Source organism: Streptomyces paromomycinus (genome assembly GCF_003865155.1).
Taxonomy (GTDB): Bacteria; Actinomycetota; Actinomycetes; order Streptomycetales; family Streptomycetaceae; genus Streptomyces; species Streptomyces chrestomyceticus.
The window spans coordinates 749,887-774,864 of the sequence record NZ_BHZD01000001.1 but is presented as its reverse complement, the minus strand read 5'-3'; the positions used below and the strand labels follow the sequence as shown (position 1 = coordinate 774,864).

Below are 24,978 nucleotides of genomic sequence, written 5' to 3'. Positions count from 1 at the left end.
GGTATGTTCGCCGCAAGAGCTGCCGCCGCGCGCCCCGGATAACGGTGTGGCGCGCGGCGTTGTAATTCATCGGGGGGAGCTCGGCGTGCGCGGAAACCGGAATAACCGCGGTGACCTGACGGAACCGACGGGATTTCCGTTGTCGTTCGGTCAGCAGCGGATGTGGTTCGTCAACAGGCTGGAGAACGCGGGCGCCGCGTACACGATGGCCATGGCCGTCCGGCTCGTCGGCAGGCTGCGCACGGCGGCGCTGGAAGCGGCGTGGGCCGATGTCGTCGGGCGCCACGAGGCACTGCGTACGGTCTTCGCCGAGGCGGACGGGGAGATCTGGCAGCGGGTGCGGGACGAACCGCCGGCCGGGCTCGGGAACCGCGGCGTGACCGAGGAGGAACTGGCGCGGGCCCTCGCCGCCGAAGCGGGCCGGGAGTTCGACCTGCGGGCCGAGCCGCCGTGCCGGGCGACGCTGTACGCCCTCTCCCCGCGCGAGCACGTACTGCTGCTGGTGGTGCACCACATCGCCGTCGACGGCCGGTCCCTGGAGGTGCTGGCCCGCGACCTGTCACGTGCCTACGCCGCCCGGTCGCGGGGCCGGACCCCGGAGTGGCCGCCCCTGCCCGTCGCGTACACCGACTTCGCCCGGCGGCAGCAGGAACTGCTCGGCGCCGAGCAGGACCCGGAGAGTGTGTACGGGCGGCAGCTCGCCTACTGGCGCCAGGCCCTGGCGGGCCTGCCCGCCCAGCTGGACCTGCCCTGCGACCGGCCGCGTCCCGCCGAGCCCCGGCACGAGGGAAGTTCGGTGCCGGTCCGCGTCCCGCCGGACACCCACCGGGCCCTGCTGAAGATCGCGGACGACTGCGGCGCCACCCCGCTCACGGTCGTGCGGGCCGCGCTCGCCGTCCTGCTCTCGCGCCTGGGCGCGGGGGACGACATCCCCATCGGCTCCCCGGTCGACGGACGGACCGGCCAGTCGCTCGACGACCTGGTCGGGTTCGTGGCCAACACCCTGGTCCTGCGGACGGACCTCTCCGGAGATCCCGCCTTCACCGACCTGGTACGGCGGGTCCGTGCCACCGGCCGCGCCGCCGAGGCCCACCAGGACCTGCCCTTCGAACACCTCGTCGGCGTGCTCAACCCGGACCGCTCGCTGGCCCGCCACCCGCTGTTCCAGGTGCTGCTGGTGATGGAGGACTCGCCCGGCTCCGCCTGGGACCTGCCCGGCCTGACCGCCGTACCGGAGCGGGTCGGCATCGAGGCGGCGCGCGACGACCTGACGTTCGGCCTCTTCGACCTCTACCTCAACCTCACCGAACGCCACGACGCGGACGGCCGGCCCGACGGCATCGACGGCGGGCTCTGGCACAGCGCGGCACTGTTCGACCGGGAGACGGCCGCCCTGCTGGCCGCCCGGCTCACCGCGGTCCTCGCCCAGGTCACGGCCGACCCGGCGCTGCGGCTGAGCGAGACCGGCGTCCTGCTCGACGGCGAGGAGACCCGGCTGCTCACCGAGGTGAACACCGGCCGGGAAGCCGCCCCACGCACGACCGTCCCCGCACGGTTCGCGGAGGTCGCCGCCCGCTTCCCGGACGCGGCCGCGGTCGTCTCGGACGCGGACACCCTCACGTACGCGGAACTCGACGCACGGGCGAACCGGTTCGCCCGGTACCTGCACGCCGGGGGAGTGGCGCCGGGCCACCGCGTCGGCGTGGTGCTGCCCCGCTCCGCCGGACTGGTCGTCGCCCTGCTGGGCATCGCCAAGGCAGGAGCGCTGGCCGTACCGGTGGATCCGTCCTACCCGGCCGAGCGGGTGCGGTACCTCCTGGAGGACTCCGCTCCCACGCTGGTCGTGAGCGGGGAGGAGGCGCTGCGGGAAGCTTTTCTGCGGGACTTCTCGGCCGCGCCGCTCCCGGTACGGGTGCCGCCGGAGTCGGGCCTGTACGTGATGTACACCTCCGGATCGACGGGCACGCCCAAGGGCGTCACGGCCACTCACGACAATGTGGCGACGCTCGCCCTGGACACGTGCTGGGACGGCATCGGCACCGGGCGCGTCCTCTTCCACGCCCCGCACGCCTTCGACGCCGCCACGTTCGAACTGTGGGTGCCGCTGCTCAACGGCGGGTGTGTCGTGGTGGCACCGGAGGCGGAACCGACCGGAAGCGCCCTGGCCCGGCTGGCCGACGCGCACGCGCTGACGGCCGTCCACGTCACGGCCGGGCTGTTCCGGGTGCTGGCGCAGGAGACACCCGACTGCTTCAAGGGGCTGCGGCACGTCCTGACCGGCGGCGACGTGGTGCCCGCCGAAGCCGTCGCCCGCGTCACCGAAGCGTGCCCGGACACCACGCTGCACCATCTGTACGGGCCGACGGAGATCACCCTGTGCGCCACCACGTACACCGTCCCCCCGGGGGCGCAGGCACCGGCGGTGCTCCCGATCGGCGGACCGCGCGACGGCGTACGGGTCTTCGTCCTGGACCGGGCCCTGCGCCCGGTACCGCCCGGCGTGGCCGGTGAGCTGTACGTCGCGGGGCGGGGCGTGGCCCCCGGCTACCTGAACCGCCCCGCGCGCACCGCGGAACGTTTCGTCGCCTGCCCGTACGGCGGCGGGCGGATGTACCGTACCGGCGACCTCGTCCGCTGGGACCGCCACGGCCGCCTGGTCTTCCTGCGCCGCGCCGACGACCAGGTGAAGGTCCGGGGCTTCCGGATCGAGCCGGCGGAGGTCGAGGCCGTCCTCGGCCGGGCACCGGGCGTGGAGCAGGCCGCCGTCGTCGTCCGGGAGGACCGGCCCGGCGACAAACGCCTGGTCGCGTACGTCGTCGGAACGGCGGACGGCCTACCGGACTTCGCCGCCGAGCACCTGCCCGACTACATGCTCCCCGGCACCGTCGTCCCCCTCGACGCCCTGCCGCTGACGCCCAACGGCAAGGTCGACCGGGCCGCGCTGCCCGCCCCCGACCACGCGGCGGCCACCTCGGGCCGTCCGCCCCGCACACCGCAGGAACAGACCCTGTGCCGGCTCTTCGCCGAAGTCCTGGGCCTGGACCGGGCCGGCATCGACGACCGGTTCTTCGAACTGGGCGGCGACTCCCTGCTGGCCATGCGGCTGATCAGCAGGGTCCGTACCGTCCTGGGCGTCGAGATTCCCCTCACCGTGCTGTTCGAGACGCCCACGGTCGCGGGGCTGGCCGGGCTGCTGAACGAACTGGGCGCCGGCCGCCCGCGCGTGGTCGCGGCGCGGCGGCCGGAGATCCTGCCGCTGTCGTTCGGGCAGCAGCGCATGTGGTTCGCGAACCGGCTGGAGGACACCGGCGCCTACAACATGGCCATGGCCGTGCGCCTGACCGGCAGCCTGGACCTGCCCGCGCTGCGCGCCGCCTGGGCGGACGTGATCGCGCGCCACGAGCCGCTGCGTACGGTGTTCCCCGAGCGGGACGGCGTACCGCACCAACTGGTGCTGGACGCCGGCCGGCCGGAGCCGGGGGACGCACCCGGCATTCCGGACCTGCCGGTCGTCCCCGCCGACGAGGAATCACTCGACGCCGTACTGACCGAGCACATCGGCCGCCGGTTCGCCCTCGACACGGCACCGCCCCGGCGGGCGACCCTGTTCAACCTGGCCGACGACGCCGCCCACGTATTCCTGGTGGTCGTGCACCACATCGCCGCCGACGGCTGGTCGATGGGTGTCCTGGCCCGCGACCTGTCGACGGCGTACACGGCGCGGAGCGCGGGGCGCGCGCCCGACTGGGCGCCCCTGCCCGTCCAGTACGCCGACTTCACCCTCTGGCAGCACGCGCTCCTCGACAGCGGCAACGGCCTGCTCGACACCCAGCTCGCCCACTGGACCGAGGCCCTGGCCGGCCTGCCGGACCAGCTCGAACTGCCCACCGACCGGCCGCGCCCGGCCACGGCGAGCCACCGCGGCGCCGTCCTGCCGTTCACCGTCGAAGCCCGGACGCACCAGCGGCTCGGCGCCGTCGCCCGCGCGTGCGACACCACCCTGTTCACCGTCGTGCAGGCCGCGGTCGTCCTGCTGCTGTCCCGGCTCGGCGCGGGCGAGGACATCCCGCTCGGTACCCCCGTCACGGACCGCACCGACGAGTCCCTGGACGGCGTGGTCGGGTTCTTCCTCAACACCCTGGTGCTGCGGACCGATGCCGGGGGCGACCCGTCCTTCACCGAACTGGTGACGCGGGCCCGGGACGCCGACCTCGCCGCCTACGCCCACCAGGACCTCCCGTTCGAGCACCTCGTGGAGGCGCTGAAGCCCGCCCGTTCGACCGCCCGGCACCCGCTGTTCCAGGTGCTGCTGGTGCTGGAGGACGAGCTGCACCCGGCGTGGGACCTGCCCGGCCTCGCCGCGGCACCGGTCCCGGTCGCCCCGGCCACGGTCGAGTTCGACCTGGTCTTCGGCCTGGGGGAGCGCCCCGGCGGCACCGGCCTCGACGGCTATCTGGAGTTCGCCACCGACCTCTTCGACCCGGACGGCGCGCAGCGCCTGGTCACCCGGCTGCTCGCGGTGCTCGACCAGGTCGCCGCCGACCCGGAACTGCGGGTCGGCGAGGTCGAACTGCTGGCCCCCGAAGAGCGGCGACGGCTCGTCACCGGCGTCAACGTCGGGGCGGCGGACCCCGGCGGCCGTACGGTCCTCGACCGGTTCGACGCCACCGTGCTGCGCTCCCGCGCCGACACCGCCGTGACGGCGGGCGCCACCTCGCTGACGTACGGCCAACTGGACGCGCGGGCCAACCGGTTCGCCTGGTACCTGCGTTCCAAGGGCGTCACCCTCGGCGACCGGGTGGCTGTCACGCTGCCCCGGTCGACGGAACTCGTCGTCGTTCTCCTGGGCATCGCGAAGGCGGGGGCCGTCTTCGTACCGGTGGACACGTCCTATCCGGCGGAGCGGGTGCGGTTCTTGCTGGCGGACTCCGCTCCGGTGCTGGTGGTGGGCGAGGAGGAGCTGCGCGAAGCCGCCGCTGGGGGATTCCCGGCCGCTTCGTTGCCGGTGCGGGTGGTGCCGGATTCGGCGCTGTACGTGATGTACACGTCCGGTTCCACGGGAGTGCCGAAGGGCGTCGTGGCTACGCACGGGGGTGTCGCGGGGCTGGCCCTGAATTCCTGCTGGGGTGACATCGGCACGGCCGGCCGGGTCCTGTTCCATGCGCCGCACGCCTTCGACGCTTCGACGTTCGAGCTGTGGGTGCCGTTGCTGAACGGCGGGTGTGTGGTGGTGGCACCGGAGGTGGGCCTGGACGGCGGTACCTTGGCCCGTCTGGTCGGTGAGTACGGGCTGACCGCTGTCCACGTGACGGCTGGGCTGTTCCGGGTGCTGGCGCAGGAGACGCCCGAGTGCTTCACCGGTCTTCGGCACGTCCTGACCGGCGGCGACGTGGTGCCCGCCGAAGCCGTGGCCCGGGTCGCCGAAGCATGCCCCGGCGTCGAGATCCGCCACTTGTACGGGCCGACCGAGACCACCCTGTGCGCCACCGCGTACGTCATCGGTCAGGGGGCGGAGGTGCCGTCGGTACTGCCGATCGGCGCGCCCCGGGACGGCCTGCGGGTGTTCGTTCTGGACGGCTTCCTGCGGTCTGTTCCGGTGGGTGTCGCCGGGGAGCTGTATGTGGCCGGTGGCGGGGTTGCGCGGGGATACCTGGGGCGTGCGGCGCTGACGGCGGAGCGGTTCGTGGCGTGCCCGTACGGGGACGGGCGGATGTACCGGACCGGTGACCTGGTGCGCTGGGACCGGGACGGCGATCTCGTCTTCCTCGGGCGGGCCGACGACCAGGTGAAGATCCGCGGCTTCCGGGTCGAACCGGCCGAGGTGGAAGCCGTGCTCGGGCAGTGCCCCGGCGTGGAGCAGGCCGCCGTCGCCGTACGGGAGGACCGGCCCGGCCACAAGCGCCTGGTCGCGTACGTCGTCGGGGAAGCCGCCCGGGTGAGGGAGTTCGCGGCCGAGCGGCTGCCGGACCACATGACTCCGTCGGCGACGGTCGTCCTGGAAGCGCTGCCGCTGACCGTCAACGGAAAGGTCGACCGGGCGCTGTTGCCCGCCCCCGATCACGCAGCGCCCGAGTCGTCCGCCCGCGCGCCCCGCACGCCGCAGGAGCAGATCCTGTGCCGGCTGTTCGCGGAGGTGCTGGGGCTGGACGTGGCCCGGGTCGGTATCGACGACGGGTTCTTCGATCTCGGCGGGGACTCGCTGCTGGCGACGCGGCTGGCGAGCCGGGTCAAGGGTGCGCTCGGTGCGGAGATTTCCGTGCGGGCGCTGTTCGAGGCGCCCACCGTCGCCGGGCTGGCCGGACGGCTGGACGAGTTCGAGGCCGTACGCCCGACGCTGGTCCCGGCCCAACGCCCTGATCCGCTGCCGCTGTCGTTCGGTCAGCAGCGGATGTGGTTCCTGCACAGCCTCGAAGGGCCGAGCGCCACCAACAACATTCCGCTCGCCGTCCGGCTGACCGGCGAGTTGAAAGCCGCGGCGCTGGAAGCGGCCTGGGCCGATGTCGTGGCCCGGCACGAGACGCTGCGCACCCGCTATCCCGAGCACGGTGACAGCGCTCGGCAGGACATCGTGGACGCCGCCGAGGTGCCCGTACATCTGGCCGTCGTCGGGATCGGTGCGGACGACGTGGAACGGGCGCTGGCCGCCGGTGTCGCGCAAGGGTTCCGGATCGAGCGGGAACTGCCGTGGCGGGTCACGCTGTTCGAGGTGGCGCCCGCCGAGCACGTCCTGCTGATCGTGGTGCACCACATCGCCGCCGACGGCTGGTCCATGGGCGTCCTGGCCGACGACCTGGCGACCGCTTACGCCGCACGGGCCGAGGGCCGCGCGCCCGGCTGGGCGCCGCTGCCCGTCCAGTACGCCGACTTCACCCTCTGGCAACGCGACCTGCTCACCCAGGACACCCCGGACGGCCTGTTCGGCAGGCAGGCCGCCTTCTGGTCCGAGACCCTGGCGGGCCTGCCGGAGCACCTGAAGCTGCCGTTCGACCGGCCCCGACCGCCGGTGGCGACCCACCGGGGAGCGTTCCTGCCCTTCACCGTGGACGCCACGGCGCACCGGCGCCTGGCGGAGATCGCGCGCGAGTGCGACGCGACGCTGTTCATGGTCGCGCAGGCCGCCGTCGCGGTGCTGCTGTCGCGCCTCGGCGCCGGGGAGGACATCCCGCTCGGCACGCCCGTCGCGGGCCGTACCGACGAGGCCGTGGACCACCTGGTCGGCAACTTCCTCAACACGCTGGTGCTGCGGACGGACCTCAGCGGCGACCCCTCCTTCACCGAACTGGTCGGCCGCGTACGGGAGACCGACCTCGCCGCGTACGCCCACCAGGACCTGCCCTTCGAGCACCTGGTGGAAGTGCTGAACCCGGTCCGCTCGCTGGCCAGGCACCCGCTCTTCCAGGTCGCCTTCGCCCTCCAGAACGCACCCGAGACGCACTTCGACGCCCCGGGGCTGGAGTCCCGTCCGGTACCGGTGGAGATGTCCACCTCGAAGTTCGACCTGTCGGTCCTGATGTGGGAACGCCGGGACTCCGACGGCGCCCCTGCCGGCCTGGACTGCTACCTGGAGTTCGCCACCGACCTCTTCGATCCCGCCACGGCGGAGCGGCTGGTCGCCCGGCTGCTGCGGGTGCTCGACCAGGTCACCGCGGACCCCGCCGTACGGGCCGGGGCGGTGGACGTGCTCGGTGCGGACGAACGGACCCGCGTCACGGAGGCGGTGGCACCGCGCCGGGCGGACACCCGGGACACGACCGTGCCGCAGCGCTTCGCGCAGGTCGTCGCCCGGCACGGCGACGCGGTGGCGGTGGAGACAGCGGACGGCACCCTGACCTACCGCGAACTGGACGCGCGGGCCGACCGCTGTGCCCAGTACCTGCACGCGAAGGGCGTCACCGCCGGCGACCGGGTCGCGGTGCTGCTCGACCGCTCGGCGGAACTGGTCGCCGTACTGCTCGGCATCGCCAAGGCGGGCGCGGCGGCCGTACCCATCGACACGGCATACCCGGTCGAACGGGTGCGGTTCCTGCTGGAGGACGCCGAGCCCGTCCTGGTCATGACGCGCTCCGAGGTGGTGGAGGCGCTGCGGTACTTCCCGGCCGTCCCACCGTCCGCGCCGGTCGCGCCGGACTCCGGGCTGTACGTGATGTACACCTCCGGCTCGACCGGGACACCCAAAGGCGTCCTCGCGACGCACGCGAACATCACGGCGCTCGCCCTCGACCCCTGCTGGCGCGGCATCGGCACCGGCCGGACGCTCTTCCACGCCCCGCACACCTTCGACGCGTCCACCCTGGAGCTGTGGGTACCGCTCCTCAACGGCGGGTGCGTGGTCGTCGCGCCGCCGCTGGACCTGGACGGGGAGACGGTGGCCCGGCTGGCCGACGCGCACGCGCTGACGGCCGTCCACGTCACGGCCGGGCTGTTCCGGGTGCTGGCGCAGGAGACACCCGACTGCTTCAAGGGGCTGCGGCACGTCCTGACGGGCGGCGACGTGGTGCCTGCCGAAGCCGTCGCCCGGGTCACCGAAGCCTGCCCCGGCGTCGCCGTCCACCATCTGTACGGGCCGACCGAGACCACCCTGTGCGCCACCACCCACACCCTCGCACCCGGCACGGCAGCACCGGCTGTCCTGCCGATCGGCCGCCCGCGCGACGGCGTACGCGTCTTCGTCCTGGACCCGCTGCTGCGCCCGGTGCCCACGGACGTGGCGGGCGAACTGTACGTCGCCGGGGAGGGCGTCGCCCGGGGGTACCTCGGCCGGGCGGCGCTGACCGCCGGACGGTTCGTGGCGTGCCCGTACGGCGGGGGACGGATGTACCGGACCGGCGACCTGGTGCGCTGGGACCGGGACGGCGGCCTCGTCTTCCTCGGTCGGGCCGACGACCAGGTGAAGATCCGCGGCTTCCGTATCGAACCGGCCGAAGTCGAAGCGGTCCTCGGGCAGTGCCCCGGCGTGGACCAGGCCGCCGTCGTCGTACGGGAGGACCGGCCCGGGGACAAGCGCCTGGTCGCCTACGTCGTCGGGGAGGCGGACGGGGTACGGGACTTCGCGGCCGAGCGGCTGCCGGACTACATGCTCCCCGGTGCCGTCGTCACCCTCGACGCGCTGCCCGTCACGGACAACGGCAAGGTCGACCGGGCCGCGCTGCCCGCACCCGACCACGCGGCGGTGTCCGGGAAACGCGCGCCCCGCACCCCGCTCGAAACGCTCTTCTGCGGTCTCTTCGCGGAGGTGCTCGGACTGATGACACCGGACGCGCGGACCGGTCCGCCCGTACCGCGGCCGGACGTGCCGCACCCGGACGTGCCGGAACCGCTCGTCCCGCGCCCGGACCTCCCGGACCGTCCGAACGGCCCGAACTCCGGTCCCCCGAGGCCCCCGGCGGCCCCCGCGCCCCCGGCCGCCCCCGAGGCCCCGGACCCGGCCTTCGCCGTCGGCGCGGACGCCAACTTCTTCGAACTCGGCGGCGACAGCATCATCTCCTTGCAGCTCGTCGCCCGCGCCGCCCGGGCCGGCTACCGGATCAGCGCGACGGACGTCTTCCAGCACAAGACCCCGGAGGCTCTCGCCCTCGCCGCCCGGCCCGTCACGGAGGAGGAGACCCGGCACGACGACGGAGACGGCCCCGTCCCCCTCACTCCGGTCATGCGGCAGCTCGCCGACCGGCGGGCCCTGGCCGGACCGCTGCACCAGAGCGTCATGGTCTGGACCCCCGTCGGCCTGACCGCCGCCGACCTCACCACCGCCCTGCAAGCCGTCCTGGACCACCATGGCGCCCTGCGGCTCCGCCTCGGCCCCGACGACACCGGCACCCTGCCCGACGCCACCGGCGCCACCGGCACCCTGCACATCCGGCCGCCGGGTTCCGTACACGCGGCGGACCTGCTGCGGACCGTACGGGTGCCCGGGCCGGCCGAGCAGATCACGGCGGCGATCGTCCGCGAGCAGTGCGCCGCCGCGACCGGCCGCCTCGACCCGCGCTCCGGCACCGTCCTGCAAGCCGTCCGGTTCGACGCGGGCGCGCACCGGCCGGGCCGGCTCTTCCTCGCCGCCCACCACCTGTGCGTGGACAGCGCCTCCTGGCGTATCCTCCTCGACGACCTGGCGCTCGCCTGCGAGGCCGTCCAGGCGGGCACCACCCCGGCCCTGCCACCGGTCCGCACGTCCTTCCGCCGCTGGGCCGAACTGCTGCGGCAGGCCGCCCACGACCCCGCCCGGACCGCCGAACTCCCGCTCTGGCAGCGGGTCGGCGCGCCCACCGCCCCGCTGCTGCCGGCCGCGCCCACCGGGCCGGGCGGGTCCGGGACGCTGAGCATGTCCCTGGCCCCCGAGACGTCGGCAGCCCTGCTCACCACCGTCCCGGCGGCCTTCCACGCCGAAGTGACCGAAGTGCTCCTCGCCGCACTCGTGCTCGCGGTCGCCGACTGGCGCGGCCGGCCCGGCGCCGTCCTGGTGGACCTCGAACGGCACGGCCGCGAGAGCGGCCTCGCCCCCGGCACCGACCTGTCCCGAACGGTCGGCTGGTTCACCAGCGTCCACCCGGTCCGGCTCGACCCGGGCGGCGCGGAGCCCGGCGCCCGCAGCGGCGCCCCCGACCCGGGGACCGTACTCAAACGCGTCAAGGAGCAGCTCAGGGAACTGCCCGAGCACGGCATCGGCCACGGACTGCTGCGCCACCTGAACGCGCGCACGGCCCCGGCCCTGGCCGGACTCGCCACCCCGCCGCTCCTGTTCAACTACCTCGGCCGCGTCCCCGCCGCGGACGAGCGCCGGACGGCCGCCACCGCGTGGACCGCCACCGGCGACGCCCACCCGCCCGAAGGCGTACGCACCCACCCGGTCGACCTCGACGCCCGCACCGTGGACACCGACGACGGCCCCCGGCTGACGGCGCACTGGGCCTGGGACCCCGCGCTGGTCTCCGAGGCCGCCGTGCGGCGCCTCGGCCACGCGTGGTTCCGGGCCGCCGAGGCCCTGGTGGCGTGCGCCGCGCAGACGGACGCGGGCGGCCGTACCCCGTCGGACCTCGACCTCGTCGCCCTGACGCAGGACGACATCGACCAGCTCGAAACGGAATGGGGAAAGTAGCCGTGAGCAAGCCCGGACTGGCCGACATATGGCCGCTCGCGCCGATGCAGAAGGGCATGTTGTTCCACGCCCTGTACGACGCCGAGGCCACGGACATCTACCGGGGCCAGGTGGTCCTGGACCTGGACGGCCCTCTCGACACGGACGCCCTCAGGTCGGCGGGACACGCGCTGTTACGCCGGCACCCGACCCTCAGGGCCGGGTTCCGCACCCTGAAGTCCGGCGACACGGTGCAGATCGTCCCGCAGCGCGCGGAACTCCCGTGGCAGGAACTGGACCTGCGCCCCGTACCGGCCGACCGGCGCGAAGACGCCCTGGACGAGGCGGTACGCGCCGAGTGGACCCGGCGCTTCGACCTCGCGGCACCGCCCCTGCTGCGCCTGACCGCCCTCCGCGTCGGCGACACCCGTACCCGCGTCGTGCTGACCGTCCACCACATCCTCTGCGACGGCTGGTCGACCTCGATCATCGCGAACGAGCTGGTCGAGTTGTACCGCAACGGCGGTGACGAACACGCCCTCCCGCCGGTCACCCCGTACCGCAGCTACCTCGCCTGGCTGGCCCGCCGCGACGGCGCGGCCGCCGCCGAGGCCTGGCGCCAGGCGCTGCGCGGGGCGCGGCCCACCCTCGTCGCGCCGGAGACGGGCCACCGCGCGCCGGTCGACCCCGACGAGGTACGCATCGAACTGCCCGCCCCGCTGGTGACGGACCTCGCGGCGCTGGCCCGCCGCACCGGGGTGACCATGAGCACCGTGATGCGCGGCGCGTGGGCCGTGCTGCTCGGCACGCTGACCGGACGCGACGACGTGGTCTTCGGCGGGACCACGGCCGGGCGCCCGCCGGAGATCCCGGGCATCGACACCACCGTCGGCCTGTTCATCAACACCCTGCCGGTCCGGGCCCGCTGGTCGGCCACCGACACCGTCGGCCGGCTGCTCACCCGCCTCCAGGAGGCCCAGGCGGAGCTGCTGCCGCACGAACACCTGAGCCTGGCCGAGGTCCAGGGCATCGCCGGGACCCGGACCCTGTTCGACACCCTGACCGTCTTCCAGAACTACCCCGTCGACCTCCTCGACCTGACCGGGACCACCGCACGGGCGGTGTCCGGGGACCTCGACCTGGCGAGCGTCGGCGGCCGGGACGCGGCGCACTACCCGCTGACGTTCACCGCGATGTCCGAACGCTTCCGGCTGACCTACCGCCCCGACCTGTTCACCCGCGCCGACGCCCAGCTCCTCGCCGACCGCCTGGTGCGCGTCCTCGGACAGCTGGCCGCCGGACCGGCCACCCGGATCGGCGACCTCGACGTCCTCGTCGACGGCGAACGGGACCGGCTGCTGCACGGCGTGAACACCGGCGCCCCGGGGCCCGCGCCGACGACCGTTCCCGCCCTCTTCGAGCGGACCGTCCGGCGGTACGCGGGGGAAGCGGCGGTGGTGTCCGCGGCGGAGACCCTGACCTACGCGGAGCTGGACACCCAGGCGAATCGATTCGCCCGGTACCTGCTCTCCAGGGGGGTGGCCCCTGGTGACCGGGTGGGCGTGGCGCTTTCCCGGTCGGCGGAGCTGGTCGTCGTCCTGCTGGGGGTCGCGAAGGCGGGAGCGGTGTTCGTGCCGGTGGATCTGTCGTATCCGGCGGAGCGGGTGCGGTGGCTGCTGGCGGATGCGGCTCCGGTGCTGGTGGTGGGGGAGGCGGAGGTACGCGAGGCCGCTCGCGGGGCCTTCTCGGCCGCTCCGCTGCCGGCGGAGGTGTCGCCGGAGCCGGAGTCGGCGCTGTACGTGATGTACACGTCCGGATCGACAGGGACACCCAAGGGTGTGGTGGCCACGCACGAAGGCGTGGCGGGGCTGGCGCTGGACTCCTGCTGGGGTGACATCGGCACGGCCGGCCGGGTCCTGTTCCATGCGCCGCACGCCTTCGACGCTTCGACTTTTGAGCTGTGGGTGCCGTTGCTGAACGGCGGGTGTGTGGTGGTGGCACCGGAGGTGGACCTGGACGGCGGTACCTTGGGCCGTCTGGTCGGTGAGTACGGGCTGACGGCCGTTCACGTGACGGCTGGGCTGTTCCGGGTGCTGGCGCAGGAGAGCCCCGAGTGCTTCGCGGGGCTGCGGCACGTCCTGACCGGCGGCGACGTGGTGCCCGCCGAAGCCGTGGCGAGTGTCCTGGACGCCTGCCCCGAAGTGACGTTACGGCACCTCTACGGCCCCACGGAGACCACCCTGTGCGCGACCACCCTCACCGTCGGCCCCGGCGCGAAGGTGCCCTCCGCCCTCCCCGTCGGCAGACCTCGGGACGGCGTACGGGTGTTCGTTCTGGACAGTCTCCTGCGGCCTGTTCCGGTGGGTGTCGCCGGAGAACTGTATGTGGCCGGTGGCGGGGTTGCGCGGGGGTACCTCGGGCGTGCGGCGCTGACGGCGGAGCGGTTCGTGGCGTGCCCGTACGGTGGCGGACGGATGTACCGGACGGGCGACCTGGTGCGCTGGGACCGGGACGGCCATCTCCTCTTCCTGGGCCGGGCCGACGACCAGGTGAAGATCCGTGGTTTCCGGGTCGAGCCGGCCGAGATCGAGACCGTCCTCGGGCAGTGCCCGGGTGTGGCACAGGTCGCGGTGCTGGCGCGGGAGGATCAGCCGGGCGACAAGCGCCTGGTCGCGTACGTCGTCGGGGAAGCGACCCGCATACGGGAGTTCGCGGCCGAGCGGCTGCCGGACTACATGGTGCCGTCGGCGACGGTCGTCCTGGACGCGCTGCCGCTGACCGTCAACGGAAAGGTCGACCGGGCCGCGCTCCCGGCCCCCGACTACGCGGCAGCGGCAGCCGCCTCGGACCGCGTGCCCCGCACGCCGCAGGAGCAGATCCTGTGCCGGCTGTTCGCGGAGGTGCTGGGGCTGGACGTGGCCCGGGTCGGTATCGACGACGGATTCTTCGATCTCGGCGGGGACTCGCTGCTGGCGACGCGGCTGGCGAGCCGGGTCAAGGGAGCGCTCGGTGCGGAGATTTCCGTGCGGGCGCTGTTCGAGGCGCCCACCGTCGCCGGGCTGGCCGGACGGCTGGACGAGTTCGAGGCCGTACGCCCGACGCTGGTCCCGGCCGAACGCCCTGATCCGCTGCCGCTGTCGTTCGGGCAGCAGCGGATGTGGTTCCTGCACAGCCTCGAAGGGCCGAGCGCCACCAACAACATTCCGCTCGCCGTCCGGCTGACCGGAGAGCTGAACGTCGCGGCGCTGGAAGCGGCCTGGGCCGATGTCGTGGCCCGGCACGAGACGCTGCGCACCCGCTATCCTGAGGACGGCGGCAGCGCCCGCCAGGAAGTCCTGACAGCCGTACCGGTACGGATACCCGTGACCGCCGTCACCGGGGAGTCGGTGGACGCGGCGCCGGCCGCCGAGGCCGCCCGCGGGTTCCGGCTGGACACGGACCTGCCGTGGCGGGTCACGCTGTTCGAGGTGGCGCCCGCCGAGCACGTCCTGCTGGTCGTGGTGCACCACATCGCCGCCGACGGCTGGTCCATGGGCGTCCTGATGCGGGACCTGTCGGCGGCGTACGCGGCACGGGCCGAGGGCCGCGCGCCCGGCTGGGCGCCGCTGCCCGTCCAGTACGCCGACTTCACCCTCTGGCAACGCGACCTGCTCGACCGGGGCACCGAGGACGGCCTCTTCGGCAAGCAGCTCGACTTCTGGACCCGCACCCTCGCCGGCCTCCCCGAACAACTGGAGCTGCCCTTCGACCGGCCCCGCCCGGCCACGGCCAGTCACCGGGGTGCGATGCTCCCGTTCACCGTGGACGCCGCCGTGCACCGGCGGTTCCTGGAGATCGCCAAGCAGTGCGACGCGACGCTGTTCATGGTCGCGCAGGCCGCCGTCGCCGTGCTGCTGTCCCGGCTCGGCGGCGCCGAGGACGTCCCCCTCGGCACACCCGTCGCCGGACGTACCGACGAGTCCCTCGACGGCCTCGTGGGCAACTTCCTGAACACCCTGGTGCTGCGGACGGACCTCAGCGGCAACCCCTCCTTCACCGAACTGGTCGGCCGCGTACGGGAGACCGACCTCGCGGCCTACGCCCACCAGGACCTCCCCTTCGAGCACCTGGTGGACGTCTTGAACCCGGTCCGCTCGCTGGCCAGGCACCCGCTCTTCCAGGTCGCCTTCGCCCTCCAGAACGCCCCGGACACGGCGTTCGCGGCGCCCGGGCTCGGCGCCGAGACCGTCCCGGTGGGGCTGGCCTCCTCGAAGTTCGACCTGTCGGTGGTGCTGCGGGAGCGTCCCGACGGAGGCGGTCTCGACGGCCTGCTGGAGTTCGCCACCGACCTGTTCGACCCGGCCACCGCGCAGGCCCTGGCCACCCGGCTGGTGGAGGTGTTCGGCCGGCTCGCGGCCGATGCCCGGGCCCGGGTGGGTGATCTGGACATCCTGCTGGCCGGGGAGCGGGAGCGGCTCGTCTCGGGGGTGAACATCGGGCAGCCGGGCACCGGCGCCGCGGACCGCACGGTGCCCGCCGTGTTCGCGGAGGTCGCGGCCCGCCGCCCGGACGCACCGGCCGTCGTGTCCGGCGCACTGACCCTGACCTACCGGGAACTGGACGCGCGCGCCAACCAGTACGCGCACCACCTGCACGCGCAGGGCGTCGGCCCGGGGGACCGCGTGGCGGTGCTGCTGCCGCGCACCGCCGAGCTGGTGACCGTACTCCTCGGCATCGCCAAGGCGGGAGCCGTGGCCGTCCCCGTCGACACCGGCTACCCGGCCGAGCGGGTACGGCACCTGCTGGAGGACTCCGCCCCCGCGCTCGTGGTGACCGAGACCGGGACGCGGGAAGCGCTCGACGGTTTCCCCGCGTCCCCGGCCCCCGCGTCGGTGGCGCCGGGGTCCGGCCTGTACGTGATGTACACCTCCGGCTCGACCGGGACACCGAAGGGCGTGCTGGTCACTCACGGGGGCGCGGCGGCCCTCGCGCGTGACACCTGTTGGGGCGGCATCGGCACGGGCCGGGTGCTGTTCCACGCGCCGCACGCCTTCGACGCGTCCGTCTTCGAGCTGTGGGTGCCGCTGCTGAACGGCGGCTGTGTCGTGGTCGCGCCCGCCGTGGACATGGACGGCGGGACGCTCGCCGGGCTCGTCGCGGAGCACGCGGTGACGGCGGTGCACGTGACGGCCGGGCTGTTCCGGGCGCTGGCGCAGGAGACCCCCGAGTGCTTCGCGGGGCTGCGGCACGTGCTGACCGGCGGCGACGTGGTGCCCGCGGAAGCGGTCGCCCGGGTGGCCGGCGCCTGCCCGCACGCCGAGGTGCACCACCTGTACGGGCCGACGGAGACCACCCTGTGCGCCACCACCCACACCGTCGCGCCCGGCACCCAGGTCCCGTCCGTCCTGCCGATCGGCCGGCCGCGCGACGGCTTCGCGGTCTTCGCCCTGGACCGGTTCCTGCGGCCGGTCCCGGTGGGGGTGCCGGGTGAGCTGTACATCGCCGGGGAGGGCGTCGCGCGGGGGTACCTCGGCCGGGCGGCGCTGACGGCGGAGCGGTTCGTGGCGTGCCCGTACGGCGGCGGGCGGATGTACCGGACCGGCGACCTGGTGCGCTGGGGCCGGGACGGGAATCTCGTCTTCCTCGGGCGGGCCGACGACCAGGTGAAGGTGCGGGGTTTCCGTATCGAACCGGCGGAGGTCGAGGCCGTGCTCGGGCAGTGCCCGGGGGTGGAGCAGGCCGCCGTCGTCGTACGGGAGGACCGGCCCGGCGACAAGCGCCTGGTCGCGTACGTCGTCGGAGACGCCACCCGCACACGGGAGTTCGTCGCCGAGCGGCTGCCGGACTACATGGTGCCGTCGGCCACGGTCGTGCTCGACGCGCTGCCGCTGACCGTCAACGGAAAGGTCGACCGGGCCGAACTCCCCGCACCCGACTACGCGGCCGCGTCCGCCGGACGCGCACCCCGCACGCCGCTCGAAACGCTCTTCTGCGGTCTCTTCGCGGAACTCCTGGGTCTCGGGACACCGGAAGCGGAAGACGAGGGGCAGGTCCCCCCGGTCGCCGCGGACGCGAGCTTCTTCGCACTCGGCGGGGACAGCATCGTCTCCCTGCTGCTCGTCGCCCGCGCCGCCAAGGCCGGCTACCGCATCAGCGCCTCGGACGTCTTCCAGCAGAAGACTCCCGAGGCACTGGCCCGCGTCGCCGAGCCCGTCACGGAGGACGACGCCCAGCACGAGGAGGGCCACGGAACCGTCCCCCTCACCCCGGTCATGCGCGAACTGACCGCACGCGGCGGTCCGGCCACGCTGGCTGCCAGGTTCGCGCAGTGGACCGTCGTACGCGTCCCCGCCGACGCCGGTCTGAACCGGCTGACGCGGGCCGTCGAGAAGGTGGTGGCCCACCACGCGATGCTGCGGGCCCGCCTGGTCGTCCCGGACGACGCCGAGCCGTACCTGGAAGTCGGTGACGCGGCACCCGTACCGGACCGGGTCCGGCGCGTGGACGCCGAGGGGCTGACGGATCAGACGCTGGAGGAGCTGATCGACACCGAGGCGCGGGCGGCGTCCGGACGCCTCGACCCGAGGACCGGCACCACCCTGCGGGCCGTCTGGTTCGACCGGGGGAGCGGACGGCCGGGACGGCTCGCGGTCGTCGTCCACCACCTGGTCTTCGACGCGGTGTCCTGGCGCATCCTGCTGCCCGACCTCGCCGCGGCCTGGACGGACCCCGACGGGAACCTGGCACCGGTCGCCGCCTCGTTCCGCACCTACGCCCGGAAGGTGGCGGCGGCCGGCCCGCCGCGGGCCGCCGGTCCGGCGCAGGGCACCGAGGGGCAGATGCGGCAGCGGACGTTCACCGTGCCCGCGCGCACGGCGTCCGCGGTGCTGACCACCGTCCCCGCGGCCTTCCACGCCACGACGGGCGACGTCCTGCTCGCCGCGCTCACCGCGGCCCTCACCGAGGAACGGCCGGGCCCGGTCGACCTGGACATCGAGGGGCACGGCCGCGACGGAGACCTGGACCTGTCCCGCACGGTAGGCTGGTTCACCACCTTGCGCCCGGTCCGGCTGGACGCGGGCAGCACCGACTTCGACGAGGTGCGCGCGGGCGGACCGGCCGCCGGCCGGCTGCTCAAGCGGGTCAAGGAACAGGCCGCCCAGCCGTACGGGGGCGGGCTGCCCGCGCCCACGGCCGGATTCAACTATCTCGGCCGGTTCTCCGTCGCGGGCCCGGAGGCGGACGACTGGCAGCCGGCCGGCCCCCGCTCCATGGGCGCCGACGCGGACCCGGAGCTGCCCGCCCTGCACACGCTGGAGTTCGGCGGCCTGGTCCGGGACGGCGACACCGGCCCGGAACTGGTGCTGCTGGTGTCGTGGCTGGCGGGCGCCCTCACCGAGGAAGCCGCCGTCCGGCTGGCCGACCGCTGGACCGGCCTGCTGACCGGCCTGGCCGCACTCTCCGAAGCACCGGACGCGGGCGGCCTGACCCCCTCCGACCTGCCGCTGGTCGACCTGACGCTGGGTCAGCTGGAGGCGCTGGAGGACGACTTCAACGAAGCACCCGGTGGAGGAGGTATGCCGTGGACCGCCGCATAGAAGACGTGTGGCCGCTGACACCGCTGCAGGAGGGACTGCTGTTCCACTCCCTGTACGACGGGCAGGCCGAGGACACCTACGTCGTCCAGGACGTCCTGGACATCGAAGGCGACCTCGACACGGCCGCGCTGCGGGCGTCCTGGCAGGCCCTGGTGGCCCGGCACGCCACCCTGCGCGCCTGCTTCCGCCAGCCACCGGGCCTCGAACACCCCGTCCAGGTCATCCCGGCCCGTGTACAGGTGCCCTGGCGGGACGTCGACCTCACCGACAGGCCGCCCGAGGACGCCCTCGCCGAGGCGGAGCGCATCGCGGACGAGGAACGCGCCCGGCGCTTCGACCTGGCCGTACCGCCGCTGCTCCGGCTGGTCCTGCTCCGGTTCGGCCCGGCCGCACACCGCCTCGTCCTCACCAACCACCACATCCTGATGGACGGCTGGTCGCTGCCGACCCTCCAGCGCGAGCTGTGGACCCTGTACGAGGCGGGCGGCGCCCCCTCCGGCCTGCCGCCCGTGACGCCCTACCGCGACTACCTCGGCTGGCTGAACGCCCAGGACAAGGACTCGGCCCGCGCCGCCTGGCGGGCCGACCTCGCCGGGCTCCGCGAGCCGACGCTGCTGGCACCGGCGACCGGCCGCCCGCCGTCCGCCGCCGGGCACGGCCAGGTGCACGCGAAACTGGACCGGCAGGCCACCGCGGCGCTCACCGAACTCGCCCGCCGCCACGGCCTGACCCCCAACACCTTCGTCCAGGGAGCCTGGGCGCTGCTCCTCGGCCGCCTGCTGGGCCGGGACGACGTGGTGTTCGGCGCGACCGTGGCCGCCCGGCCCGCCGCACTGCGCGGCGTCGAGTCCATGCTCGGGCTCTTCATCAACACCGTCCCGGTCCGCGTCCCGTTGACCGCCTCCCGGCCGGTGTCCGACCTGCTCACCGAGGTGCAGACCCGGCAGGGCGCGCTGATGTCCCACCAGTACCTGGGGCTCAGCGAGATCCAGAAGGCCGGCGGCCCCGGTGCCGAGTTCGACAGCCTGCTGGTCTACGAGAGTTTCCCGCGCGGCGCACCGGCGGAGGAGAAGAACGGGCCGCCGCTGAAGCTCACCCCCGTACGCGGCCACAACGTCAGTCACTACCCGGTCAGCCTGGCCGCCTTCCCGGGCCCCGAGCTGCTGTTCCTCCTGACCCACCGCCCGGAACTGATCAGCGCCCGGAGCGCACGGCTCCTCGCCGCCCGGTTCCTCCGCATCCTGCACCAGCTGGTCGCCGACCCGGACGTCCGCGCCGGTGACCTCGACATCCTCGTCGACGGCGAACGGGACCGGCTGCTGCACGGCGTGCACACCGGCCTGCCGGGGCCCGTACCGACGACCGTCACCGGCCTCTTCGAACGGACCGTACGGCAGCACCGGGACGACATCGCGGTGGTGTCCGGGGAGACGGCCCTGACGTACGGCCGTCTGGACGCCCGGGCCAACCAGGTCGCCCGGCACCTGCACGCGTCGGGCGCCCGGCCGGGGGACCGGGTGGTCGTCACGCTCGCCCGCTCGCCCGAACTGGTCGTGGCCCTGCTGGGCGTCGCCAAGGCCGGGGCGGTGGCCGTGCCGGTGGACACCGCACAGCCGGCCCGGCGGGTACGCACGCTGTTCGACGACGCCGCGTCCGCCGTCGTCCTGACGGAGACCGACGTCGAGGAAGCACTGCGCCACCACTCCGACGCGCCGCTCACGGCCCCGGTGACGCCGGACTCCGGCCTGTACGTGATGTACACCTCCGGATCCACCGGGACGCCCAAGGGCGTCGTCACCACCCACGGAAACGTCGCCGCCCTCGCCCAGGACACCTGCTGGGACGGCATCGCCGCCGGCCGCGTCCTCTTCCACGCCCCGCACACCTTCGACGCCTCCACCCTCGAACTGTGGGTGCCGCTCCTCAACGGCGGCCGGGTGGTGATCGCGCCCCCGGCCGACCTCACCGCGAAGGCGCTGGCCCGCCTGGTCACCGACCGCGGGCTGACGGCCGTGCACCTCACGGCCGGGCTGTTCCGCGTCCTCGCGCAGGAGACCCCCGAGTGCTTCGCCGGTCTCCGGCACGTCCTGACGGGCGGCGACGCGGTACCGGCCGAGGCCGTCGCCGGGGTACGGGACGCCTGCCCCGACGTCACCGTCAGCCATCTGTACGGGCCGACCGAGACCACGCTGTGCGCCACGGCCTTCGTCGTCGGGCCCGGCGCGCCCGCCCCGGCCGTCCTGCCGATCGGCGGGCCGCGCGCCGCGGTACGGGTGTACGTGCTGGACGCGGCCCTGCGGCCGGTGCCGCCCGAGGTCACCGGGGAGCTGTACATCGCCGGGGAGGGCGTCGCGCGGGGGTACCTCGGCCGGGCGGCGCCGACCGCCGAGCGGTTCGTGGCCTGCCCGTACGGCGCCGGGCGGATGTACCGGACCGGCGACCTGGTGCGCTGGGACCACGACGGGAACCTCGTCTTCCTCGGGCGGGCCGACGACCAGGTGAAGGTGCGGGGCTTCCGGATCGAGCCGGCCGAGGTCGAAGCGGTCCTCGGGCAGTGCCCGGGGGTGCGGCAGGCGGCGGTGATCGTGCGCGAGGACCGGCCCGGGGACAAACGGCTGATCGCGTACGTCGTCGGGGACGCCTCCGGGACGCGGGACTTCGTGGCCGAGCGGCTGCCGGACTACATGGTCCCCTCGGCGACCGTCGTCCTGGACGCGCTGCCGCTGACCGTCAATGGGAAGGTCGACCGGGCCGCCCTCCCCGCCCCCGACCACCCGTCCGGCTACAGCGGGCGCGGCCCCGGCTCGCCCGTAGAAGAAATTCTCTGTGCCCTGTTCGCCGAAGTCCTGGGCGTGCCGCGGGCCGGCGCCGAGGAAGGATTCTTCGACCTCGGCGGCGACTCGCTGCTGGCGACCCGCCTGGCCGGCCGCGTCCAGGCCGTCCTCGGCAAGGACCTCGAAGTACGGATGCTCTTCGAGGCGCCGTCCCCGGCCGCCCTGGCCGCCCGGCTGGCGGACACCGGCGACCGGCACGGACTCGCCGCCGGGCCGCGCCCCGACGTCATACCGCTGACCCCCGGCCAGCGGTCCATGCTCTCCGGTGAGAGCCGGTACAACATCCCGCTGACGGTCCGCCTCGGCGGCCCGCTGCGCACCGACGCACTCGAAGCGGCCTGGCACGACGTGACGGCCCGGCACGAAGCCCTGCGCACCCGCTACCCGGAGACCGGCGGGCAGCAGGTCACCGCACCCGCCCGTACACCGCTGACCGTCGTCCCCGTCACCGAGGACGAACTGCCCGGGGCGCTGGACGCGGCCCGCGCCCGGCCCTTCGACCTGGCCGCCGGACCACCGGGCAGGGCGGACCTCTTCGCCCTCGCGCCCGACGACCACGTGCTCCAGATCGTGGTGCACCACATCGCCGCGGACGGCTGGTCGACCGGGCTGATCGCCCGCGACCTGTCCACCGCGTACACCGCGCGGGCGGCGGGCGGCGCACCCCGGTGGGCGCCGCTGCCCGTCCAGTACGCCGACTTCGCCGTACGCCTGAACGAGCGGGCGGCCCGCCTGGACGAGCCGGACAGCCCGTTCGGACAGCGCCTCGCGTACTGGACCGGCGTACTCGCCGACCTGCCGGAAGCGCCCCTGCTCCGCCCGGACCGGACACCGCCGGCCGAACCCACCGGCCTGGGCGGCAGCGTCCCCTTCGCGATCGACGAGGCCGCGCACCGGGCCCTGCTGGAGACCGCCCGGCGCGAACGGGCGACCCTGTTCATGGTGCTGCGGGCGGCCATCGCCGCCCTGTGGGCGCGGCGGGGCGCGGTGAACGTACCGATGGGCACGGTCTCCGCGGGCCGGGCCGACCACGCGACCAGCGACGTCGTGGGTCTGTTCGCCGACCACCTGGTGCTCCGCGCCGACGCGGGCGGCGACCCGGCGTTCGCCGAACTCGTCCGCCGGGTCCGCGCGGCCGACCTCGCCGCCTACGCCCACCAGGACCTGCCGTCCCAGCTCGTCGAGGAACGCCTGGGGCGGCGCCCGTTCCAGATGATCACCGGCATGGAGAACCTGCCCGACCCGCCCTGGGACCTGCCGGGGCTGACGGCCCAGCCCCTGCACCCCGCACACCGCAACCGGGGCGCGGCCCGCAGCGAACTGGCCGTCACCCTGCGGGAGCTGCGGACTCCCGGGAGCGGGCCGGCCGGCGTGGAAGGCGTCGTCTGGTACAGCGCCGACGTGTACGAGCGGCGGACCGCCGAGGTGTTCGCGGCCGAGCTGACCGGCGTACTGCGGCAGGTCGCGGCCGAGCCCGCGGCCAGGATCGGCCGGCTCCGGACGGAACTGCCGGAGCTGCCGGAGTTGTCGGAGCTGTCGGACGGTCCGGAACTGCCGGCCTTTCCTGACGCCGCGCCCACCGCGCCCACCGCATCCACCGCACCGGCGGACGGCGGCTCCCGCCGGAAGGCGAGCGACCGCACATGACCAGACACCTCGCGACAACGGCCTCGGCGACGGGGCGGCGACAACAGGAAGGTGCCCCGATGACCGGCAATCTGGCGATCCACGCCGACGGTCTGCGCAAGAGCTACCCAGGGCCGGGCGGCGGTGAGTCGGAGGCCGTCCGCGGTCTCGGGCTGAGCGTGGCGAAGGGGGAGTTCTTCGGACTGCTCGGACCCAACGGCGCCGGCAAGTCCACCACCATCGGCATGCTGACCACGATGGTCCGGCCCACGGCGGGCCGCGCGGAGGTCTGCGGCCTGGACGTGGCCGCCGACGCGGTGGCGGTCAAACGGCGCATCGGCGTGGTGGCGCAGGACAACACGCTCGACATCGAACTGACCGTGGCCGAGAACCTGGAGTTCCGCGGCCGGTACTTCGGCCTCGGCCGCCGGGACGCCCGGGCCAGGGCGCGGGCCCTGCTCGCCCTGTTCGGGCTGGCCGACCGCGCCCGGGCCCGGGTCTTCGAACTCTCCGGCGGCCAGCTCAAACGCGTCATGATCGCGCGGGCCCTCGTCCACCGCCCGGACGTGCTCTTCCTCGACGAACCGACGGCCGGACTCGACCCGCAGTCCCGCCTCCACCTCTGGGACGTGCTGCGCGGACTGCAGGCCGAAGGGCAGACGATCCTGCTCACCACGCACCACATGGAGGAAGCCGAGACGCTGTGCGACCGGCTCGCCGTGATCGACCACGGCCGGGTCCTGGCCTGCGACAGCGTCCCGGCCCTGCGCGAGTCCGTCGGTGCGGAGACCGTGGTCACCATCGTTTACGAGGGCGGCGACTTCGACCTCGCCGCGGTGCGCGCGATGGCGCGGGCCGACCGCGTGGAGGCCACGGACGGACAGGTCCGGGTCTTCGCCGAAGACCCGGACGGGGTGCTCAGCGACCTGGTGGCGCTGGCCGCCAAGGCGGGACTCACCGTCGTCGACGCGTCCCAGATCGCCCCCAGCCTGGAAACCGTGTTCTTGACCCTCACCGGACGGGAGTTCCGCGAATGACCATCACCGTGCCCACCCGGGCACCGGCCGCCAAGAGCCGCGCCCTGCACACCTTCGCGGCCATGATGGCGCGCGACGCCAGAGTGCTGCGGCGCAACTTCGTGATGAGCGCCGTCCGTGTCGTCATCCAGCCGCTGCTGTTCGTCTTCGTCTTCGCGTACGTACTGCCGAAGGTCGGGGCCGGCGGTGCCGGACCCGGGGGAGAGGCGTTCTCGACGGTCATGGTGCCGGGGCTGGTGGGCTCCTCCATGGTCTTGCAGGCGATGGCTGCCGTGACGTTCCCCCTGGTCATGGAGTTGTCCGGGCCCGGCGCCATCGAGGACCGGGCACTCGCCCCGGTGTCCGTGCGGGTGCTCGGGCTGCAGAAGATCCTCTCCGCCGTGGTCGAGGGACTCGTCGCCGGGCTGCTGGTCTTCCCCGTCGTCCTGCTGGTGCACGCGCAGGGCCACGCGCCGGCGGTGGAGGTGGCCGACTGGCCGATGCTGGTCCTCGTCCTGCTGACGGGCGCGGTGCTGGCCGCGTCGATCGGCATGTATCTGGCCACCCGCATCGACCCGCGCCAGATCCAGGTCCTGTTCACCCTGGTGATGTTCCCCGCGATGATGCTCGGCTGCGTGTACTTCCCCTGGACGGCGCTGGAAAGCACTCCCTGGCTGCAGTACGCCGTCCTCCTGAACCCCATGGTCTACATGAACGAGGGCCTGCGCGCCGTCCTCACGCCGCAGATCGACTCCATGCCCGCCTGGGCCTTCCTGACGGCCCTCCTGGTGGGCGCGGTGGGATTCGGTCGGCTCGCCATGCGCTCGTTCGCCCGCCGCGTCCTGCGGTGACCTTCC

Annotated in this window: 5 protein-coding genes; all 5 read left to right on the top strand. The window is 74.1% G+C overall.

Annotated features, from left to right (window positions below; all coding sequences use genetic code 11):
* The first annotated feature begins 139 nt into the window (after positions 1-139).
* From OEIGOIKO_RS02980 to OEIGOIKO_RS02960, 5 genes are read left to right on the top strand one after another with little or no spacing between them, the layout of a single operon-like run.
* Positions 140-11,089, top strand: a complete 10,950-nt coding sequence (locus OEIGOIKO_RS02980) for a non-ribosomal peptide synthetase (RefSeq protein ID WP_246177168.1) — start codon at positions 140-142, stop codon at positions 11,087-11,089.
* Positions 11,077-18,645 carry a non-ribosomal peptide synthetase gene (locus OEIGOIKO_RS02975; RefSeq protein WP_125051570.1) on the top strand — a complete coding sequence of 2,523 codons (7,569 nt, stop codon included), beginning with the start codon at positions 11,077-11,079 and terminating at the stop codon, positions 18,643-18,645. The genes OEIGOIKO_RS02980 and OEIGOIKO_RS02975 overlap by 13 nt, the downstream gene beginning before the upstream one ends.
* Positions 18,630-23,126 (top strand): non-ribosomal peptide synthetase, encoded by a 4,497-nt coding sequence (locus OEIGOIKO_RS02970; RefSeq protein WP_125051568.1) that lies wholly within the window; start codon positions 18,630-18,632, stop codon positions 23,124-23,126. The genes OEIGOIKO_RS02975 and OEIGOIKO_RS02970 overlap by 16 nt, the downstream gene beginning before the upstream one ends.
* A 59-nt stretch (positions 23,127-23,185) precedes the next feature.
* The gene (locus OEIGOIKO_RS02965) at positions 23,186-24,142 is read left to right on the top strand and encodes an ABC transporter ATP-binding protein (protein WP_125051566.1); all 957 of its coding nucleotides are present in this window, start codon (positions 23,186-23,188) and stop codon (positions 24,140-24,142) included.
* Entirely contained in the window at positions 24,139-24,972 is an 834-nt protein-coding gene (locus OEIGOIKO_RS02960) for an ABC transporter permease (RefSeq protein WP_125051564.1), read from the top strand. The genes OEIGOIKO_RS02965 and OEIGOIKO_RS02960 overlap by 4 nt, the downstream gene beginning before the upstream one ends.
* The last annotated feature ends 6 nt before the right edge of the window (positions 24,973-24,978 follow it).